Source organism: Veillonella sp. CHU732 (assembly GCF_003992085.1).
Classification (GTDB): domain Bacteria; phylum Bacillota; class Negativicutes; order Veillonellales; family Veillonellaceae; genus F0422.
In genome coordinates, this window is record NZ_RQVC01000005.1 from 113,236 (window position 1) to 133,649 (window position 20,414).

The 20,414-nt window shown below is 38.8% G+C and carries 11 protein-coding genes; all 11 read left to right on the top strand.

Annotated elements, in window-relative coordinates:
* Positions 1-81 precede the first annotated feature (81 nt).
* Entirely contained in the window at positions 82-2,184 is a 2,103-nt protein-coding gene (locus EO121_RS03585; RefSeq protein WP_127166095.1) for a transglycosylase domain-containing protein, read from the top strand.
* Positions 2,185-2,198: 14 nt separating this feature from the next.
* Positions 2,199-3,407, top strand: a complete 1,209-nt coding sequence (tyrS, locus tag EO121_RS03590) for a tyrosine--tRNA ligase (RefSeq protein WP_127166097.1) — start codon at positions 2,199-2,201, stop codon at positions 3,405-3,407.
* 1,089 nt (positions 3,408-4,496) lie between these two features.
* Positions 4,497-6,869: a phosphoenolpyruvate synthase gene (ppsA, locus tag EO121_RS03595; protein ID WP_127166098.1), complete on the top strand. Its 2,373-nt coding sequence runs from the start codon at positions 4,497-4,499 to the stop codon at positions 6,867-6,869.
* Between the two features lie 51 nt (positions 6,870-6,920).
* The gene (locus EO121_RS03600) at positions 6,921-7,550 is read left to right on the top strand and encodes a CBS domain-containing protein (RefSeq protein WP_009354020.1); all 630 of its coding nucleotides are present in this window, start codon (positions 6,921-6,923) and stop codon (positions 7,548-7,550) included.
* Positions 7,551-7,558: 8 nt separating this feature from the next.
* On the top strand, positions 7,559-8,377 hold the full coding sequence (locus EO121_RS03605) for a pyruvate, water dikinase regulatory protein (protein WP_127166100.1): 819 nt from the start codon (positions 7,559-7,561) through the stop codon (positions 8,375-8,377).
* A 15-nt stretch (positions 8,378-8,392) separates the two neighbouring features.
* The gene (locus EO121_RS03610; protein ID WP_127166102.1) at positions 8,393-9,379 is read left to right on the top strand and encodes a deoxyguanosinetriphosphate triphosphohydrolase; all 987 of its coding nucleotides are present in this window, start codon (positions 8,393-8,395) and stop codon (positions 9,377-9,379) included.
* 164 nt (positions 9,380-9,543) lie between these two features.
* Positions 9,544-10,860: an ATP-binding protein gene (locus EO121_RS03615; RefSeq protein WP_127166104.1), complete on the top strand. Its 1,317-nt coding sequence runs from the start codon at positions 9,544-9,546 to the stop codon at positions 10,858-10,860.
* 101 nt (positions 10,861-10,961) lie between these two features.
* The gene (locus EO121_RS03620) at positions 10,962-11,549 is read left to right on the top strand and encodes a TetR/AcrR family transcriptional regulator (RefSeq protein ID WP_127166106.1); all 588 of its coding nucleotides are present in this window, start codon (positions 10,962-10,964) and stop codon (positions 11,547-11,549) included.
* Positions 11,530-12,696: an efflux RND transporter periplasmic adaptor subunit gene (locus EO121_RS03625; protein ID WP_127166108.1), complete on the top strand. Its 1,167-nt coding sequence runs from the start codon at positions 11,530-11,532 to the stop codon at positions 12,694-12,696. The genes EO121_RS03620 and EO121_RS03625 overlap by 20 nt, the downstream gene beginning before the upstream one ends.
* 9 nt (positions 12,697-12,705) lie before the next feature.
* Positions 12,706-15,870, top strand: coding sequence for an efflux RND transporter permease subunit (locus EO121_RS03630; protein WP_127166109.1), 3,165 nt, complete (start codon positions 12,706-12,708; stop codon positions 15,868-15,870).
* Positions 15,871-16,902: 1,032 nt separating this feature from the next.
* Positions 16,903-20,414 (top strand): hypothetical protein (locus EO121_RS03635; protein ID WP_164725852.1); only part of this gene is annotated, 3,512 nt, incomplete at its 3' end.

Here is a 20,414-nt window from a genome sequence, read left to right on the forward strand (position 1 = left end):
ATTCGATTTGTACAAACATCAGCAAATAGAGTATAATTAAGGGTGTTCTATAGGAAATAAAGAGCTTTAGAGAGGTGACATATGAATCCTAGTTCATCAAGAGCAATTCCTCCGAGGAGACGAGTTGTCAAAAAGAAACCAGTGAAGAAAAAATCATCATGGAAACGTTCCTTTTGGTTATTCTTCATCTTATTTATATTAATTGTTGCAGGAGCAGGGTGTGGATTTTTAGGTGCCACCATGTCTTCTTTGCCTGATGTAGCGAATGTAAAACCTGCGGCATCATCTCAAATTTATGATGCCAATGGAGATTTGATCACTACTGTTCATTCAGAGGAAAATCGTGTACCAGTCAAGTTGGCTACGATTCCTAAGAAACTTCAAAATGCGTTTATTGCTACAGAAGATAATCGTTTTTATAGTCATCACGGTATCGACCCTATTGGTATCTTGCGTGCTATATGGGTTAATATTGTTCACGATGGTGTGACAGAAGGTGGTTCTACGATTACCCAACAATTAGCTAGAAATGCATTCCTAACCCAAGATCGTACTTTCAAACGAAAGATTATGGAAGCTTTATTGGCTTTACGTATTGAACAACGCTATACCAAAGATGAAATTCTAGAAATGTATATGAACCAAATTTACTTTGGTCAAGGTGCGTATGGAGTGCAAACTGCATCTCATGTTTATTTTGGTAAAGATGTACAAGATTTATCGCTAGCGCAAATGGCAATTCTAGCAGGCTTGCCACAAAGTCCTAATTATTATTCTCCATTTAATAATCTTAAGGCTGCAAAAGCACGTCAAGCTGTTGTATTAGGACAGATGGTAAAATATGAATATTTGTCACAGGGCGAAGCAGAAGAGGCAAAGAATGCTGATATACATTTGCTAGATAAACCGCAATCCTCTAATGGATATGGTAGTATGGGATACTTTATTAACTATGTAATCAATGAAGTGTCGGAACGATATGGTGATAATGCTATTTACAAAGAGGGCATGAAAATCTACACGACCATCGATATGAAGGCGCAACGTGCAGCAGAAAAAGCGATGGAAAACTTGCCGGATTATTATACTGATGCAAATGGTTTACGTCAGCCACAAGGGGCATTGATTTCGATTAATCCTCACAATGGTCATATCGTAGCTATGGTGGGTGGTCGCGGTACAGATTCTTTCAACCGTGCTACCATGGCGGTACGTCAACCAGGTTCGTCCTTTAAACCATTTGTATACTTGGCAGCTTTAAAGCATGGCGATAACCCAGGTACTGTGTATGTGGATAAACCATCGGAGTTCCATGGTTGGAAACCGCAAAACTATTCGCGTAAACACTATGGTGCCATGACGATGCGTAATGCGGTAGCACATTCTAATAACGTAGTAGCCGTATTGGCAGCTGATAAAGTGGGTATGTCCAACGTGCTAGACTTAGCAGAAAAAATGGGCATTACCACATTGGATAAAAAAGGCGATGACAACTTAGCCGTAGCCTTAGGTGGTTTAACAAAAGGTGTGACACCGATAGACATGGCTGTAGCGTACGGTGTTCTTGCTAATAATGGTGTGAAAGTTAAACCAGTGGCAATTACAAAAATTGTAGACCGCAATAACAATATTGTAGAAGAATCATCCATTGAAGAAACTCGTGTAGTAGAACCTAAATACGCCTACATAATGACGAATATGCTAGAATCTGTTATTAAATATGGTACAGGTGGTAATGCTTATTTTGGCCGTCCTGCAGCGGGTAAAACGGGAACTACAGACGAAGAAAAAGATGCTTGGTTTGCTGGATATACGCCTGATTTAGTCACAGTTGTTTGGATGGGTGACGATAGTGGTTCTGAAACATTACATGGTACCACAGGGAGTCAAACGCCAGCGATTATCTGGAGACAATATATGCAAGCAGCCTTGGCTGATACACCTGCATCAAACTTTACCGTGCCAGATGGGGTAGGCCCAGAGGCATATGCGGGTAATACAAACCCAGCTACAGATAAGAAAAAAGATGACAAAGATAAAAAAGATAAAGATAAGAAAGATGGAGACGGAGATTTAGATAACGATGATGGTACAACATCAAATGATGAGAGTCCTTCTAAATCAAAAAGTAATAAAGGGAAAGACCCAGTTATTGCTCCAAAATCCTCTAAAAGTTCACAGTAATATAGGAGATAATTATGATTAGTGCAGCAGAACAGTTTCGCCTCATTTCCCGTGGGGTAGCTGATCTTTTACCGGAAGATGAATTTAAAAAGAAATTAGAGAAGGCTGTAGCAACCAATACGCCATTGATTGTTAAATTGGGCTTGGATCCAACAGCACCAGATATCCATTTAGGTCATACTGTTGTGTTGCGCAAGCTAAAACTGTTCCAAGATTTTGGTCATAAAGTCATCATCCTTATTGGTGATTTTACGGCTCGTATCGGTGACCCTACGGGTAAAAGTGTAACACGTCCACCGTTGACGGAAGAACAAGTCATTACGAATGCAAAAACATACCAAGAGCAAATTTTCAAAGTCTTAGACCCTGCTAAAACAGAAGTGCGCTTTAATAGTGAATGGTTAAGCAAATTAGATTTTGCTGATGTATTGAAGCTAGCTTCTAAATATACAGTAGCTCGTATGTTGGAACGGGATGATTTTCATAAACGGTATACAGAAGGTCGACCAATTAGCATTCATGAGTTCATGTATCCATTGATGCAAGGGTATGATTCTATTGCTTTGAAAGCTGATGTGGAATTTGGTGGTACTGACCAAACTTTCAACTTGTTGATGGGTCGTCATCTACAAGGCGAAGAAGGCATGCCAGAGCAAACAATCATCACGATGCCGATTTTAGAAGGCCTTGATGGGGTTCAAAAAATGAGTAAATCCCTTGGCAACTACATTGGTATTAGCGAGGCTCCTTCTGAAATGTATGGTAAAGCCATGTCTATTCCAGATGAATTGATGATGCGTTACTTTATGCTTGTTACCGATATGTCTATTGAGGAACAAGAACAACTGAGCAAAGATTTAGAATCTGGGGCAGCACATCCTAGAGATGTGAAAATGAAATTGGCTCATACCATTGTTCGTTTGTACCATGGTGAAGAGGCTGCTAACTTTGGGCAAGATGAGTTTATTCGTGTATTCCAAAAACATGCAATGCCAACAGATATTCCTGAATATAAAGTGGCTATTACAGAAGAACCTGTTTTCGTACCACAATTACTATCTGATGCAGGCTTAACAGCAAGTAATGGAGAAGCAAGACGATCTATTAAAGCTGGAGCCTTCAAAATTGATGGTGAAAAATGCAATGAAGAACATATTGTATTGAAAGATGGCATGGTATTGCAAGTGGGGAAACGGAAATTCATCAAAATCGTCTCTTGTTAGTCTATGTAGCCTGTGGCGGTATTAACTGAATATGATAAAGGGAAGAGCACGGTATACACCCTCACAAACGGTATTTCATAATGTATCGTCACTTATGACACTATGTAGCCTGTGGCGGTTTTAACTAAATATGATAAAGGGAAGACCGTTACATACCCCTTCTCAAACTATACAGTGGTTATGTTTGTTCAGGGGTATGTAACGGTCTTCTTGTGTTTGTACGAGTTAGGTAGAAAGGGGTGCCACAAGGCTACTACGTTTAACTGCGTTCCTCTGAGGATTGGTAGAGGTGGCTGTATTTGTTCGGGGGCACACCGTGCTCTTCTTGCATTTGTATAATGTAGTCAGTTAAGGGACGCCACAAGGCTACTACGTCTAACGGCGTTCCTCTGGGATTGTTAGAGCACCATATATTCCTTCTCGAACTATACAGTGGTTATGTTTGTTCAGGGGTATGTAACGGTCTTCTTATGTTTGTGTGATTTAGGTAGTGAAAGCCGCCGCAAGGCTACTACGTCTAACGTCGTTCCTCTGGGGAGTACATGATAAAAATGGAACAAAAGAATTAGGGAAAATAGAAAACAAATAGTTGTAGATGTATTACAAGTATGAGATAATAGACGCAAATAGATTGACTAGTAGTTTAATGGCTTCAGAACGCGGGCCTTTACAAGAAAAACTGAACTAGAAGGATTTCCTTAGGCCGCTAATAGAAATATTGGTGATGGCTTGAAAAACAGTCTTTAAAGTTAAGACCTAGGGCATCATATAGCAGGTAAAACGTCCGAAGCGTGTGGTTCGACTCCCACCTAGTCAATCTATTGATAGCACCCGTATCGGGTGCTTTTTTATTAGTGCTACATCCTTATATCGTCATTTCTGTACATTCTTATGATAACATGTATAATACTTAGCGATATTTTAAAAAGATTAGGCCAAGTATAGCAACATATATTCTTCTATATTTCAAAAACAGCGTTATTCTGGTGAATCAATTAGGTATACATATAGAATTATGCTTGACTATTTATTATATGTGTTGTACTATATACTTAAATTATGAATACTATTTGTGATGGAGGGATAATCATGAGTCGTGATACTGCATATGTTCTTTGGTTTGATGAATTGCATCGTGAGGATGTGGATATTGTTGGTGGTAAGTCTTCTTCTTTGGGAGAAATGACTTCTTCTACGAATGTTCCTGTTCCTTATGGCTATGCTACGACAGCCCATGGGTATCGTTATTTCATGGAAGAAACTGGTTTGGTGGAACGTATTAAAGCTAAATTAGAAGAATTACATGATGTAGAGAACTCTGCGTTGTTACGTAAGGTCACTGCAGAAGTGCGTCAAATGATTATGGATGAAGAAATGCCAGCTCCATTAGCTAAGGCGATTCGTGAAGGTTATGAAGAATTAGCCCGTAAAGTAGGAGAAGTGAACCCATTTGTGGCGGTTCGTTCTAGTGCTACAGCGGAAGATTTGCCAGATGCTAGTTTTGCAGGTCAACAAGATACTTACTTAAATGTTCGTGGCGCAGATATGATCATTGCGAAAGTAAAAGAATGCTATGCATCTACTTTCACAGACCGTGCTACGTACTATCGTGTAAAACAAGGTTTCGATCATATGACAGTAGCCTTGTCTGCTGCTATCCAAATGATGGTATACTCCAAAGCGGCAGGGGTTATGTTCTCTGTGAATATCATGAATGGAGATGATAAATCTATCATTATCGAAGGTTCTTGGGGCCTTGGTGAATATGTCGTACAAGGGACTGTAACACCAGATAATTTCACTGTAGACAAAGCGACATTACAAATCACAGATCGCATGATTAATGATAAAAATGTGGCATTAGTTCGTAAACCTGATGGAGATTGTGAAGAAATTCAAATTTCAGAAGATCAAGCTCGTGCTCAAGTGATTACGGATGCACAAGTTATCGAACTTGCAACGTATGCGAAAGCAATTGAAAAACATTATGGTTGCTATATGGATATGGAATGGGGCATTGATGAGCGCGATGGAAAAGTATGGATTTTACAAGCCCGTCCAGAAACTGTATTCTCTCAAAAGAAAGAAAAAGAAGAAGCTGTAGTGGAAGCGACTACTACAGAACGTAAGATTGTTGTAAAAGGTCTTCCTGCGAGTCCTGGTAAAGCAGCAGGTCGTGCTCATGTCATTGAAAATCCAGAAGATATCGATGATTTCAAAGAAGGTGAAATCCTTGTTACTACTATGACTGCTCCTGACTGGGTACCAGCGATGAAAAAAGCAAAAGCTATCGTCACTGATGCTGGTGGTATGACGTGTCATGCATCTATCGTTAGCCGTGAGTTGGGGATTCCTTGTATCGTAGGTACAAAATCTCGTAGTGAAGAGGCTACAAAAACGATTACAGATGGTCAAATGATTACTGTAGATGCTACCAATGGCATTGTCTATGATGGAATTTTAGAAGAAGCTACAAAAAAAGCAGAACCTGCAGCAGAAGCTCGTTATGTAGAGCCAACACCAATTACAGGCACTAAAATTTATATGAACTTAGGCGATCCAGATTTGGCTGAAAAATATGGCGTATTACCTTGTGATGGTATCGGTTTAATGCGTGAAGAGTTTATTTGGACCACGTTTATCCATGAACACCCAATGCATTTAATCGAAACAGGTCGTCGTGATTTTGCTATCAATACCTTAGCAGAAGGCATGCGTAAAGTATGTGCAGCCTTAGCACCTCGTCAAGTTGTATTGCGTTTGAGCGACTTCAAATCCAGTGAATACCGTGATTTAAATGGTGGTGACAAGTACGAGCCAGAAGAATCTAGCGCATTACTTGGATTCCGTGGCGCCTCTCGTTACTATGATGAACGCTATGCACCAGCTTTCTTATTAGAATTAGAAGCCATCAAAAAAGTGCGCAATGAGTTTGGCTTTAAAAACTTGCAAGTCATGATTCCATTCTGTCGTACTGTGAAGGAAGCAGCCGAAGTGACTCGCATCATGGCGGAACATGGTTTACAACGCAATGCAGATTTCAAAGTATGGTTGATGGCTGAAATCCCTGCGAACATTATTTTGGCAGATCAATTCAATCAATATGTGGATGGTTACTCTATCGGTTCCAACGATTTGACTATGCTTGTATTGGGTTGTGATCGCGATAATGAAACAGTACAACATATTTATGATGAAAGAAACTTGGCTGTAAAACGTGCTATTAAACATTTAATTGAAACAGCACACAAAGATGGTAAAACTGTATCTATCTGTGGACAAGCGCCAAGTGTATATCCAGAGTTCTGTGAGTTCTTAGTTCGTCATGGCATCGATTCTATTTCTGTCAATCCAGATGCTGTGGTATCTACGAAAAAAATGGTGGCACAACTGGAACAACGCATTATGCTAGATGCTTTGACTGGCAAAGGTCGTCAAAATACAGAAGCTTTAGATTGGTAATACATAAGGGGGCTCTGGAAGGAGCCTCCTTTTTCATAGAAAGGTAACAATATGAATCTTTCAAAACGACAAGAATCGATTGTACAAATTGTACAACAAGAAGGGCCTATCACTGGTAAAGCTATCGCTACAAAATTGGACTTAACGAGGTCTGCGTTGCGATCAGATTTAACAGTACTGACGATGATGGGTATTTTAGATGCACGGCCAAAGGTAGGGTATTACTATGTTGGTAAAGTGGCAAATAATCCCTTAGCGGCTGAGATTAATAGTTTCACAGTAGCACAAGTCATGTCCAGTGTGGTAGCAGTCAGTTCTACAGCATCTGTGTATGACACAATTGTTACCATGTTCACAGAAGATGTAGGAACTATCTTAATCTGTGATGATGGTATATTAAAAGGAGTGGTTTCTCGTAAAGATTTATTGCGTGCCTCTCTTGGCGGGTCTGATTTAAATACTATGCCTATTTCCATGATCATGACACCTACCAGTAAAGTCGTAGTGGCATATCCCGATATGCCTGTTGTGGAAGCAGTAGAACGGATGATTGATTTTGAAATAGATTGCGTACCGGTGGTAGATAAGGTATTATTAGAGACAAGTAAAGAATATCGCGTGGTGGGTCGTATTTCAAAAACGACAGTGACCCGTTTATTTTGGGATTGTGGAAAACGATAGGAGATACTATGGCTAAAATTATTTATGCGATCTCTGATTCCCTTGGGGAAACAGCTGAATCGGTGGCACGTGCAACGGCTAGTCAATATGATAAGGAAACGATTGATATTGTTCGTGTGCCCTATATTAATGATGAATTACAAATCAATGAAGTGGTAAAAGAAGCCGCTACCGGCGGACATGTGATCTGTCATACCATTGTATCACCAGCATTGCGGTCTTATTTAGATACAGCTTGTAAAGCACAGGGTGTGCAAGCCGTAGATATTATGGGTCCTGTTATGGATGCAGTAGGAACTATGACAGATACAGAGCCTAGATTGGCACCTGGTATGATTCATAAACTAGACCAAGAATATTTTAAAAAGGTAGAGGCCATTGAATTTGCCGTGAAATACGACGATGGTAAAAATCCAAAAGGCTTTGAAAAAGCGGACATTGTCATTATCGGTATTTCTCGTACCAGTAAAACACCATTGTCTATGTTCTTAGCCTATAAAAAAATTAAAGCTGCCAACTTGCCATTGGTGCCAGAAGTGCCTTTGCCAGAAGAATTATTTCAAATTCCAGGCCGTAAAATTGTGGGATTGATTATTGATCCTTTCAAATTAAACAATATTCGTGAAGAACGTCTTCGTACAATGGGATTACATGCAGATGCTAACTATGCCAATGTAAGTCGTATTGAAGAAGAATTAAATTATGCAAAAACGGTGATGAGACGATTGCATTGTCCAGTTCTTGATGTGACGAACAAGTCTATTGAAGAAACAGCGGGCATGGTGATGCAAATCATTCAAAAAAATCGAGTTATGGAAACACGCTAAGTGAGGAGGTGTCATATGAGTATTCGTGAAATGCTAGAAGAACGAGAGTATGCTATCTTAAGTCCTTATGCGGCTAAAAGTAGAGAATCTGTACGGGATCGTGAGGAAGAACCCGATGCGTATAGGACGGATTTTCAGCGAGATCGAGATCGCATTTTGCACAGTAAGTGTTTTCGTAGACTAAAACATAAAACGCAAGTCTATATTGCTCCGGGGGACCATTATCGAACTCGTATGACACATACCTTAGAAGTAGGTCAAATTGGACGTACCATCGCTCGTGCGTTGCGGTTGAATGAAGATTTGACAGAGGCCATCGCTATGGGTCATGATGTGGGGCATACGCCTTTTGGGCATGTCGGAGAATATGCTCTTCGTGATATGGTAGGACACTTCAATCATAATGAGCAAAGCTTACGCATGGTGGAAAGTATTGAAAAGAATGGACAAGGTCTTAACCTAACAACTGCAGTTCGTGATGGTATTTTAGGTCATACAGGGTCTCATATGCCTCTTAGCTTAGAAGGTCAGATTATACGCACTGCAGACCGAATCGCCTATTTATGTCATGACTTTGATGATGCCTTACGGGCACATATGCTCAGGGTGGATGATTTACCGAAAGAAGTGGTACAAGTCTTTGGAGATACCCATTCTAAAATGATTACTGCCATGGTCACAGACATGGTGACATCCTCTATGGATCAACCGGTGATTTCTATGTCGGACCGTGCTACAGAAACCATGAATATATTCCGTCGCTTTATGTTTGAAAGAGTGTATCGAGCGCCATCTTTAATTCCGGATCGGAATAAAGGGGACTATGTGGTAAAACACTTATTTATGTACTATAAAGAACACCCCGAGGCGATTCGCCATGAAATTCATCATGACAATCCCATTACCGATCAAGATATTGTGGACTATGTGGCGGGATTGACAGATAACTATGCGATAAAACTATTTACTGAGTATTATATTCCTAAAGTATGGGATAACTAATCTGCTTTCAAAGAAATGCTGCGCTAAGGCGTGGCATTTTTTATTTACAAATTTAGGGCATGCATACCCTAAATTCTTAAAAAATAAAAGTTTGGGGTATTCATGCCCTAAACTTTCTAAAAATAGAAGTTTGGGGTATAATAAATGTAAAAGGAGTGATACAAATGAATCGTAAGAAACAATTAAAAGTACGACACAAATATTTAGAACAGCTGATTGCTTTTAAAGATACAGAACCTGTTAAAGTCATCACTGGAATCAGACGTTGTGGAAAATCTAGCTTGATGCTTTTGATGCAGGAATATTTAATACGGCAAGGAATCCCCGAGGAGCAAATTATAGCCATTAATTTTGAATCTTTAACATTTCAAGAAATGACCTATAAGGATTTATACAATTATGTGAAAAATAAAGTTACCACAGAGAATACATACTATTTATTTTTTGATGAACTTCAAAAGATTGATCAGTGGGAATTAGCTATTAATTCATTCCGAGTAGATTTTAATTGTGATATCTATATTACTGGCTCCAATTCGTATTTGTTATCATCGGAATATTCCACCTATTTATCTGGAAGATATGTTGAAATTAAAATGTATCCATTATCGTTTAGTGAATTTATAGACTTTCACGGATATCAAGTTACAGAATATAAAACGCCCATGGGACATGTTAAGAAACGCGCTGTGAATGAGCAACAGGATATTGTAGAACTAAGTGATTTATTCGATGCCTATATGCGGTATGGTGGTATGCCAGGGATAGCAGATGTAGGATTAGAACAGGATAAAGCTTTCATATTATTAGATGGCGTGTATTCTACTGTAGTGGTGCGTGATATTTTAGAGCGTGAAAGAAATCGTAAAGGACGACAAGTCACCGATGCAGAATTACTTAGAAAAATAATTTTATTTTTAGCCGATAATATTGGAAATACTACATCATTTAACTCTATTAGCAATACTCTTGTATCTGAACAGATGATAGTGAATCGTGAAAAACAAGGAAAGCCAGCCAATCAAACGATCGCTGCCTATATAGGTGCTTTAAAAGAAACTTATTTATTCTATGATGTCAAACGATTTGATATAAAAGGAAAAGAATATTTGCGTACCTTGGGTAAGTACTACATTGTCGATATGGGATTGCGTAATTATTTACTAGGAATACGTGATAGGGATCGAGGGCATGCTTTAGAAAATGTAGTATATCTTGAGCTATTGCGAAGAGGATACGATGTAGCTATTGGTAAAGTAGATACATTAGAAGTGGATTTTATTGCAACAACAGCAACGGAAAAACTTTATATTCAAGTGACGGAAACGATGAAGGATGAAATAGTAAGGCAAAGGGAGCTAAAACCATTACAAAAAATTCCTAATAACTATAAAAAAATAGTGCTTTCTATGGATTTGGCTTTAGATGATGAGTATGATGGTATACATGTAGTAAGTATAGTAGATTGGCTACTTTCTTAGTTTGACATTTGTTCCTATTTTGAGTAAACTTAAAAGTGGTACTGAACAATGTAGATTGAGTTTTTAGTGTTTATACAAGAGAGTGTGAAAGGAGGGCTATATTGGTTACCGTTAAAGATAAAATTTTAGCAGCGGCGGCGATAATGATTGAGGAACGAGGCATATCATTTCGTATGGATGATTTAGCAAAATCTCTTACCATTAGTAAGCGCACGTTGTATGAACAATTTCATTCTAAACATGAAATTGTGGAAACCATTTTAGTCCATGGGGAAGAAGAGTTTTACAGACAACATGAGAATATTGTAAAAAACAAAAGTCTTACTTTAGAAGAAGTATTAGATCAGTATTTTAAAGTACGGTCAAATTTGTATGCGGCTTTCAATGGGGAATCTTTCATAGAAATCTTCTTAGCGATACCGCAACTACAAGAAACTCTGAAAACTTTGTTCAAGAAAGATTGGGGCTTGCTCAAAGACTATTTAGTACGCCAACAAGAGCAAGGTTATATTGCTCAATACGTAGATATTGATATTATCATTATGATGCTGCAAGGCGCTGTACGACGCATTGTGTTGGAAAGCACCAGTCATTGTGATGATTTATATACATATATGCCAAAGGTTATTTCAGTTATATTACAAGGTATTACAAGCAAGGGTGAAACGAATGAAAAAACAAGCGTATAATGGTTTAATTGCAGCCAGCTTGGCAGCGCTTGTGCTTGTATCTGGTTGTGGTGGACAAGCACCTGGACAAGGGCCAACGGAAGTAAATTCCTATAAAATCACAGCATCAGATACGAATGTACAAGAATCTTTTAATGGTACAGTATTAGCTCAGAACTCTATTGTGGTTCGTGCCAATGTATCAGGTCGTGTAGTAGAAAAGTATGTTAAAGGTGGCGAAACCGTGCATGCTGGACAAGCCTTATATCGGTTAGATGGCCGTCAATATGAAGCAAATTTAGCTAGTGCACAAGCTAATGCAGCTCGCTCTAATGCAGCATATCAAAATTCCCAAGTGGATTTACAACGATATCAAACCTTAGCGAATGAAGATGCTATAGCACGCCAAACACTAGATACACAAGCCAGTGTAGCGGCTCAAAACCGTGCAGCTGTAGAAGCTATGGAAGCACAGATTCGATTGGCTGAAAATAATTTACAAGATACAGTAGTATATGCGCCATTTGATGGTACATTGGAAATGGACGATGTAGATCTAGGCACATTCGTTACAGCGGGGCAAACAGCGCTAGTGACATTGAACTCTACAGATCCTGTATATGTTCAGTTTAGTATGAGTGAAGCAGAATATTTAGAATATAAAAAATCTCATCGTGCTGTTGATGGAGAAGTAGAGTTAAAACTATCTAATGGCGAAATCTATGGTACCTATGATGATAATCATAAAATTGTAAGTACTATTAAAGGTCACATTGTAGAAGCAGCGAAAAACTTGGACAGTGGTACGGGCCAACTTATTTTGAAAGCTGCGTTCCCAAATCCAAATCATATGTTATTGCCTAATATGTACGCTTCTGTTATTACGAGCGGTGAAAAAATTGAAGGTGCTATGTTAATTCCATCTCGTGCGTTATTACAAGTACTAGATAAAACATTTGTTATGGTTATCCGCGATGGTAAAGTTGAACAAGTACCTGTAAAAACAAGTGGTACAAGTGGTAAATATACAATCATTCGCCCTTCCAAAGATGGAAATGGTTTAAAAGTGGGCGATGAAATCGTCGTAGATGGCTTGACTAAAGCGAAAAATGGAGCAGAAGTAAAAGCTACTGTATTGACCAAAGAAGATATTGAGAAAGGTAATTAGGGTGATATTGTGTCAAAATTCTTTATTAATCGCCCTATCTTTGCCATTGTAATCTCAATTATTATTACATTGCTAGGGTTGATTTCCTTATCGAAACTGCCTATCGATAGATACCCGCAAATTTCTCCTCCTCAAGTACAGGTACGTACTGCCTATATGGGGGCCAATGCTGAGGTAGTAAGTGAATCGGTAGCAGCAGTCATCGAAAAACAAATTGTAGGCGTACAAAATATGGATTATATGAAATCCACGAGTACAGGGGATGGTTCTTATAACTTAACTGTACAGTTTGAGCAAGGCACTGATGCCGATATGGACACAGTCAATGTGCAAAACCGTGTAGCTCGCGCCTTAGCATCCTTACCAGCAGAAGTGCAGACCGTAGGGGTTACCACTACGAAATCATCTGGTGATATGGCCATGGTATTTTCTTTGGTATCGCCAAATGGAAGCTATGATAGAACATTCCTAAAAAACTATGCTACAAACTATATGATGGATGCGATCCAATCTGTCAATGGCGTTGGTAATGTACAAGAGTTCGGTGCTGACTATGCCATGCGAATTTGGTTAGATCCAACAAAGATGTCAAAATATGGTGTTACCGTAGGGGATGTTAGCAATGCCATCCGCACTCAAAATAAGCAAGCGGCAGCAGGTGCTTTAGGATCTGATCCAATCGACAAAGATCAAGCTTTCAACACATCTGTAAAAGTACAAGGTCGTTTGGCTGAAATTTCCGAATTTGAAAATATTGTTATTAAAAAAGATAAAAAGAATAATTTATTACATCTGAAAGATATAGCTCGTGTTGAATTAGGGGCACAAAGTTATTCTGTAGAGCCTACCAGCTTCTCAAAAGAAACGGGCAATGATAAACCAGTAGCTGTATTTGCTGTTTCTTTAACGAATGATGCGAATGCATTAGAAACAATCAATGCTGTAAAAGAGGTAATTAAACAGCAAGAAGAGTCATTCCCACCAGATATGCAGGCGAAAATTATCGTAGATAATACGAAATTTGTTAAGGCTTCCATGAAAGAAGTGGTGAAAACATTTATAGAAGCCTTGATTCTCGTAGCGATTATCGTGTATTTATTCCTGCAAACATGGCAGTCTACAGTAATACCTATGATTGCAGTACCTGTATCCTTGATTGGTACATTTGCAGCCTTCCAGGTAATGGACTTTACTATTAATACACTGACATTACTAGCCATGGTGTTAGCTATCGGCCTCGTTGTAGATGATGCGATCGTCGTAATTGAAGCCGTAGAATATGAAATGCGTTACAATGGATTGAAACCCAAAGCGGCTACAGTAGCAGCTATGGAAAAAGTACAAGGACCTGTTATTGGTATTGCCTTCGTATTGATTTCTGTATTCGTACCTGTTGCTTTTATGGGTGGTTTAACTGGTGTATTGTATAAGCAGTTTGCTTTAACAGTAGCTATCTCAGTCATTATCTCCGCCTTTGTAGCATTGACCTTGACTCCAGCCTTGTGCGGGATTATGTTAAAACCACATGTGCAGAAACCAAGCACTAATATAGTAGGACGATTCTTAGAGTGGTTTAATGGTTTCTTAGATCGCAGAATCGATCAATATGGTATCTTATTAGCGCGGTGGGCGAATCGCTTGTGGGCTACTTGGTTAGCATTAGCGGTGTTCTTGGTGGCTACTTTTGGAATGATGCGCATGGTTCCGAGTGGATTCGTACCAGCTGAGGACAGTGGCTACTTCATGGTTGCTGTTTCATTACCTCCAGGTGCTACGACTAGCCGTACGAAAGAAGTATTAACTGATTTAGGACATTTCTTGAATGAAGATAAGGATATGAATGGTACTATTACTGTACCAGGTTTCGATATCTTAGCTGGTGCAGCACAAACTAGTGGTGGCGTTATCTTTACATCCTTAACTGATTGGGGTGAAAGAACGCAACCAGATCAACAACTTGGCTTGAAGATTCGCAATACTTTCATGCATGGTTCTAAAGATCCACGAGCTACGATCATTCCGTTGAACCCACCATCTATTCCTGGCCTTGGTAATACAGGTGGTTTCTCCATGTACCTTATCAATAAAGCAGGCCACACTACAGAGCAAATGAATGCGGTGATAGAACAGTTCCTAGCAGAGGCTAGAAAACGTCCTGAGTTCAGCAGTATTTACACGACTTTCAATACGACCACACCGTCTTATAATTTTGATGTGAACCGTGATAGAGCGGCTCGTGATGGCGTAGCAGTAACTGATATTTATACAGCCTTACAAGGGTATTATGGTGGTATGCAGTTAAATGACTTTACTAAGTTTGGTAAGAACTATAAAGTTATGTTGCAAGCGGACAATCAGTTCCGTACAGATCCTAGCATGAATCATCTGTTAACAGTGCGTAATGCAGCCGGCCAAATGGTACCAGTAGATACCTATATTACACCTCAAAAAACAACATCTGCTTTTGTGGTGACACGGTATAATAACTTCCCAGCTGTGAGCATCGGTGGTAATGCTGCACAAGGTGTTAGCTCTGGTGATGCTATCAAAGCATTAGAAGAAGTGGCGAAAGATACATTGCCACAAGGGTACACCTATGATTGGGGTGGACAAACTCGTGAGGAAATCAAAGCAGGATCCCAAGTAGTGATTATCTTTGGATTCGGTATTGTCTTTGTATTCCTCGTATTGGCTGCCTTGTATGAATCTTGGAAAGTACCATTTGCAGTCTTATTATCTGTTCCAACAGGTATCTTCGGTGCTGTTCTTGGTCCATGGTTGTTCAATATGATTGGTGCCATGATGAAATCTACACATTTCTTTGCCTTGGATATTTATTTCCAAATCGGCTTGCTTACATTAGTGGGTTTGGCAGCGAAGAATGCGATCTTGATTATTGAATATGCTAAGATTCGTGTTGATGAAAGAGGTATGAACTATGTAGATGCCGCTATTGAAGCAGCGAAGATTCGGTTACGTCCGATCTTGATGACGTCCTTAGCATTTATCATTGGATGTTTGCCATTGATGTTGGCAAGTGGCGCTGGTGCTGGTGCCCGTGCATCCTTGGGTGTAACAGTAGTATTCGGTATGATTACAGCTACATTCTTTGGAGTGGCAATCATTCCTATGCTGTTCATCATTATGGAAAAAATGGGATTTAAACGTCACTAATTAGGCTAGGCACCTTTGTGGCGGTTGTGATTAGATAAAGGGAAGAGCACGACATATTCCTACGCAAACTGATACAGTGGTTAGGTTTGCTCCGGAACATGTCGTGCTCTTCTTGTGTTTGTGTTATTTGGTCAGTAAGGGGCGCCACAAAGGCTACTACACCTCACTGCGTTCCTTATGTTAAAAATATAAACGATTTGTCGAAATTTATGATATAATGAAAATGTAGAAAAGTCATTAACGTGTTGTTAGGCTCATCTCTTCCTACTATGGGAGGAGGTGATTTCTATGAAGTTTTTGAAAAGATTATCTTTATTGGTAAAATTTTTGAAATTAATTATAGATATTTATCGTTTCTTTAACTAGAAATGACAAAGCCTAACGTAAATGATAAGTGTTCGCACCACTTATACACGTTAGGCAAGTCAAATTTTCCAACATTTGAGATGAGCCTAACGCCTGCACACGTTGATGGCTCTTCTTATTTACAAATCTAGTATAGCATACTTTGTGGAATAATACTACTTGTTTCGCTATGGATTGTTTGGCGATTGTGAGTAATAAAGCAAAGAGCACGACATATTCCTACCCGAACTGATTCAGTGGTTAGGTTTGTTGAGAGAGCACTCTTATCTTATTGTATTTGAATGGAATAAATAATCACAATTTCAATCTAATAAAAATATTCAATTCGTTTAAAATGGGGGGGTACAGGATAAAATATTAAGATATATGAATAATATATTATTGCATTAATTAGGTGGTATACATTATAATAGATATATATTTAAAAGTGTAGATATGCAAACTAAACGGGTATGTGCTATAGGAAGTGGCTCATGCCATATTGCTGTTGTAGTAGTTTGGGAATATAAAATCGTTAGATATTTAAACTCTATAATACAGATAGTTGATGTAGCAACACGTTCACATTCATTTCGATGATTTGATATGGATGTATAAGGTATGAAAGTTGCTGGATAGGATCCGTTTTAATGGCAATGAGTAATACATAAAAAGGGAGTGCGAATTATGAAAGATAGTATACCAAAAAAACGTAAAAAATATGCTCTTACATTGTTGGCAGTAACGTCAGCAACAATAGGGACATCATTTAGCCCTAGTGCACCATGGGTGATGGCTAGTGAATCTGCATCTAATCATGGAACAACATCCAATGTACCACCCGAGTTTAGCGTTCCAGTATATAATGAATTAAAATTTGATCCGGATGAGGGAATAATAAGGGTTCATTATTATAATGTGCAAGCAGGTGATAATGTAACTGTTAAGCAGAATACTTTTACGGAAAAGGATTTTGATGGGAATGATGTTACATATAACAATTTTATTGTAAAAGCTAATGATACTCTTGTAGAGGATAGTGACGATATTGTTGTTGATAAAGGTAACAGTGAAAAACCTGAAAAAGGCACTGAAAACGGTGTCACTCGTAAGTATAAATTAAAATTAAGTGAAACTTTAAAAAATGAACTTAAAGCATCTGCCGGCGGTGGCGGCGGAGCGGCTCCGTCTAAACTTGCTAATGGAACGAATACAACTGTAAGTGGCGATGGAACAGATGGTAATAAATATACAGTCAATATAAAACCTGATTTAACAGGTATTACGTCTATCACTGGTGATACATTGACATTGAATGGTGGCACAACAGCTGTTGCGATCGGCAATGATGGTGTTAATGTAGGTGGTAAAAAAATCACTAACCTAGCAGATGCAGCATTAACAGGTAGCTCTACTGATGCTGTAACAGGTAAACAATTACATGCAACGAATGAAAAAGTTGAAGGTAAGTTAGATAAAACAGCGGAACGTCATATTAAACCACAGGCATATACTGTTGAGAATGGAACTGTTACTTTAAAATATGTCGATGGTGAAGGTCATGATGCAGCAGGGACTGCAACTATTACTGGTTTAAATGCTGTTAAATCTGTTACATCTGGTGATGAGAGCAAATTAACTGTTGCTAACAATAATGGTGCTATTACAGTTACACCTGTAGTGGCTGCTGATGTTACAGCTACTGGAGATGCAAACAAACTTGCAACAGCAGGCGTAGTCAATACAGCGATCAATAATGCAACAAATCCATTGGCGAATCAAAACTTATCCAACATCACAGACGATGGTAAAAAAGTGATTACTGGATTAGGCACAGAAGTTCTACAGGGTGATGGCGTTACAGTTACTCCAAATACAGATGCAACAACAGGTAAGAAAACATACACTATTTCTGCGCTAAAACCGAAATTTGCAGCTGGTACAAATACAACTCTTGAAGGTGATGGTACAACTACCCCTTACAAATATAACGTAAACCCAGCATTAACAGGCATTACGTCGATTACTGGTGATGCTGGACTAACATTCACTGGTGCGGGTACTGCGGTAACGATCAATGGCAATGGTGTTAATGTAGGTGGAGCTAAAGTAACTAACTTAGCAGATGCTGCATTAACAAATAGTTCTACTGATGCTGTAACAGGTAAACAGTTACATGAAACGAATGAAAAAGTTGAAGGTAAGTTAGACAAAACAGCGGAACGTCATATTAAACCACAGGCATATAATGTAGAGAATGGAACGGTTACATTAAAATATGTAGATGCTAATGGTAAAGAAACAACTGAAACAGCAACAATTAATGGCTTAAATCCTGTTAAATCTATTGCTTCTGGTGATGAGAACAAATTAGCTGTTGCTAACAATAATGGTGCTATTACAGTTACACCTGTAGTGGCTACTGATATTACAAAAACTGATGATGCAAACAAACTTGCAACAGCAGGAGTAGTCAATACAGCAATCACTAATGCAACAAATCCATTAGCGAATAAAAACCTATCCAACATCACAAACGATGGTAAAAAAGTGATTACTGGATTAGGTACAGAAGTCGTACAAGGTAATGGCGTTACAGTTACTTCCAGCGAAGATGCAGCAACAGGTAAGAAAACATACACTATTTCTGCTACTGCAGCACAACCAATATTTGCAAATGGTACGAACACAACTGTTGAAGGTGATGGCACACCAGCTAAACCTTACACATATAATGTAAATCCAGCGTTAACAGGCATTACGTCTATTACTGGTGATACTGGATTAACTTTCACTGGTGCTGGTAAAACGGTAACAATCAATAATGATGGTGTTAATGTAGGCGGCGCTAAGGTGACTAATCTAGCAGATGCTGCATTAACAGATAGTTCTAGTGATGCTGTAACAGGTAAACAATTACATACAACGAATGAAAAAGTTGAAGGTAAATTAGACAAAACAGCGGAACGTCATATTAAACCAGAGGCGTATACTGTGAATGATGGAACTGTTACGTTAAAATATGTAGATGCTAATGGCAAAGTAACAGATGAAACAGCTACAATTTCTGGTTTAAATCCAGTGAAATCTGTCGCTTCTGGTGATGCGAACACATTAACTGTTGCGAATAATAATGGTGCTATTACAGTAACGCCTGTAGTGGCTACTAATGTTACAGATGCTGGCAATGCAAATAAACTAACGACAGCAAGCGTAGTCAATACAGCCATCAATAATGCAACAAATCCATTGGCAAATAAAGCCTTATCCAACATTACAGATGATGGTAAAAAAGTAATCACAGGACTAAGCACAGAAGTCGTACAAGGTAATGGCGTTACAGTTACTTCCAGCGAAGATGCAGCAACAGGTAAGAAAACATACACTATTTCTGCCAATGCAGTACAACCAAACTTTGCAAATGGTACGAACACAACTGTTGAAGGTAATGGCACAACAGGTAGCCCTTACAAATATAATGTAAACTCAGCATTAACAGGCATTACGTCGATTACAAATGCAACAAAAGCAGATGGAGATGGTACGAAATTAACTATCGATGGCGATAAGCTATCTGTAGTGAACAAAAAAGGTACAGACACAACAACAGTGACAATCGGCAATGATGGTATCAATGCTGGTGGTAAAACAATCACTAATGTGGCAGATCCAACAGGTAACAAAGATGCAGCTAATAAAGCGTATGTAGATGCTCAAAAATGGGGCTTAAAAGTTCAAAATGGTGATGCAGCAGCGGAAGCTGTAACACCAAAAGATAAAGCAATTACATTAAAAACTAGTGCAGATACAAGCGCTGATGAAACAACTCCTAAAAAAGGCCTTTTAATCACTAAAGATGATGAAGGCAATATCACAGTTGGTCTAGATAAAGCAACTCGTACTGCATTAGATAATGCAGTGAACGGTAACCAATTGATCAACGAACGTGTGACAAGCCCAGTGATCTTCGTAGACAAAGATGGTAACCAAGTATTCAAAACTGCAGATGGTAAATTTACTACTAAAGATGGTGCAGAAATTACTGATACTAATGAGCTAGCTAAGATTCACACAAAAGTGAATGCTGCTAAATCGATGACATTGGATAATGTGGCATCTGCGTTAGGCGAACCAGCTCAAGATGCAGATTACTTAGCTAAATTAAAAGAGGCTAAAGAAGGCAATACAGTTAATAACTC

Coding starts and splice junctions, on each gene's coding strand:
- EO121_RS03585 (WP_127166095.1), top strand. CDS start 82: ATGAATCCTAGTTCATCAAGAGCAATTCCTCCGAGGAGACGAGTTGTC.
- tyrS (WP_127166097.1), top strand. CDS start 2,199: ATGATTAGTGCAGCAGAACAGTTTCGCCTCATTTCCCGTGGGGTAGCT.
- EO121_RS03600 (WP_009354020.1), top strand. CDS start 6,921: ATGAATCTTTCAAAACGACAAGAATCGATTGTACAAATTGTACAACAA.
- EO121_RS03615 (WP_127166104.1), top strand. CDS start 9,544: ATGAATCGTAAGAAACAATTAAAAGTACGACACAAATATTTAGAACAG.
- EO121_RS03610 (WP_127166102.1), top strand. CDS start 8,393: ATGAGTATTCGTGAAATGCTAGAAGAACGAGAGTATGCTATCTTAAGT.
- ppsA (WP_127166098.1), top strand. CDS start 4,497: ATGAGTCGTGATACTGCATATGTTCTTTGGTTTGATGAATTGCATCGT.
- EO121_RS03625 (WP_127166108.1), top strand. CDS start 11,530: ATGAAAAAACAAGCGTATAATGGTTTAATTGCAGCCAGCTTGGCAGCG.
- EO121_RS03605 (WP_127166100.1), top strand. CDS start 7,559: ATGGCTAAAATTATTTATGCGATCTCTGATTCCCTTGGGGAAACAGCT.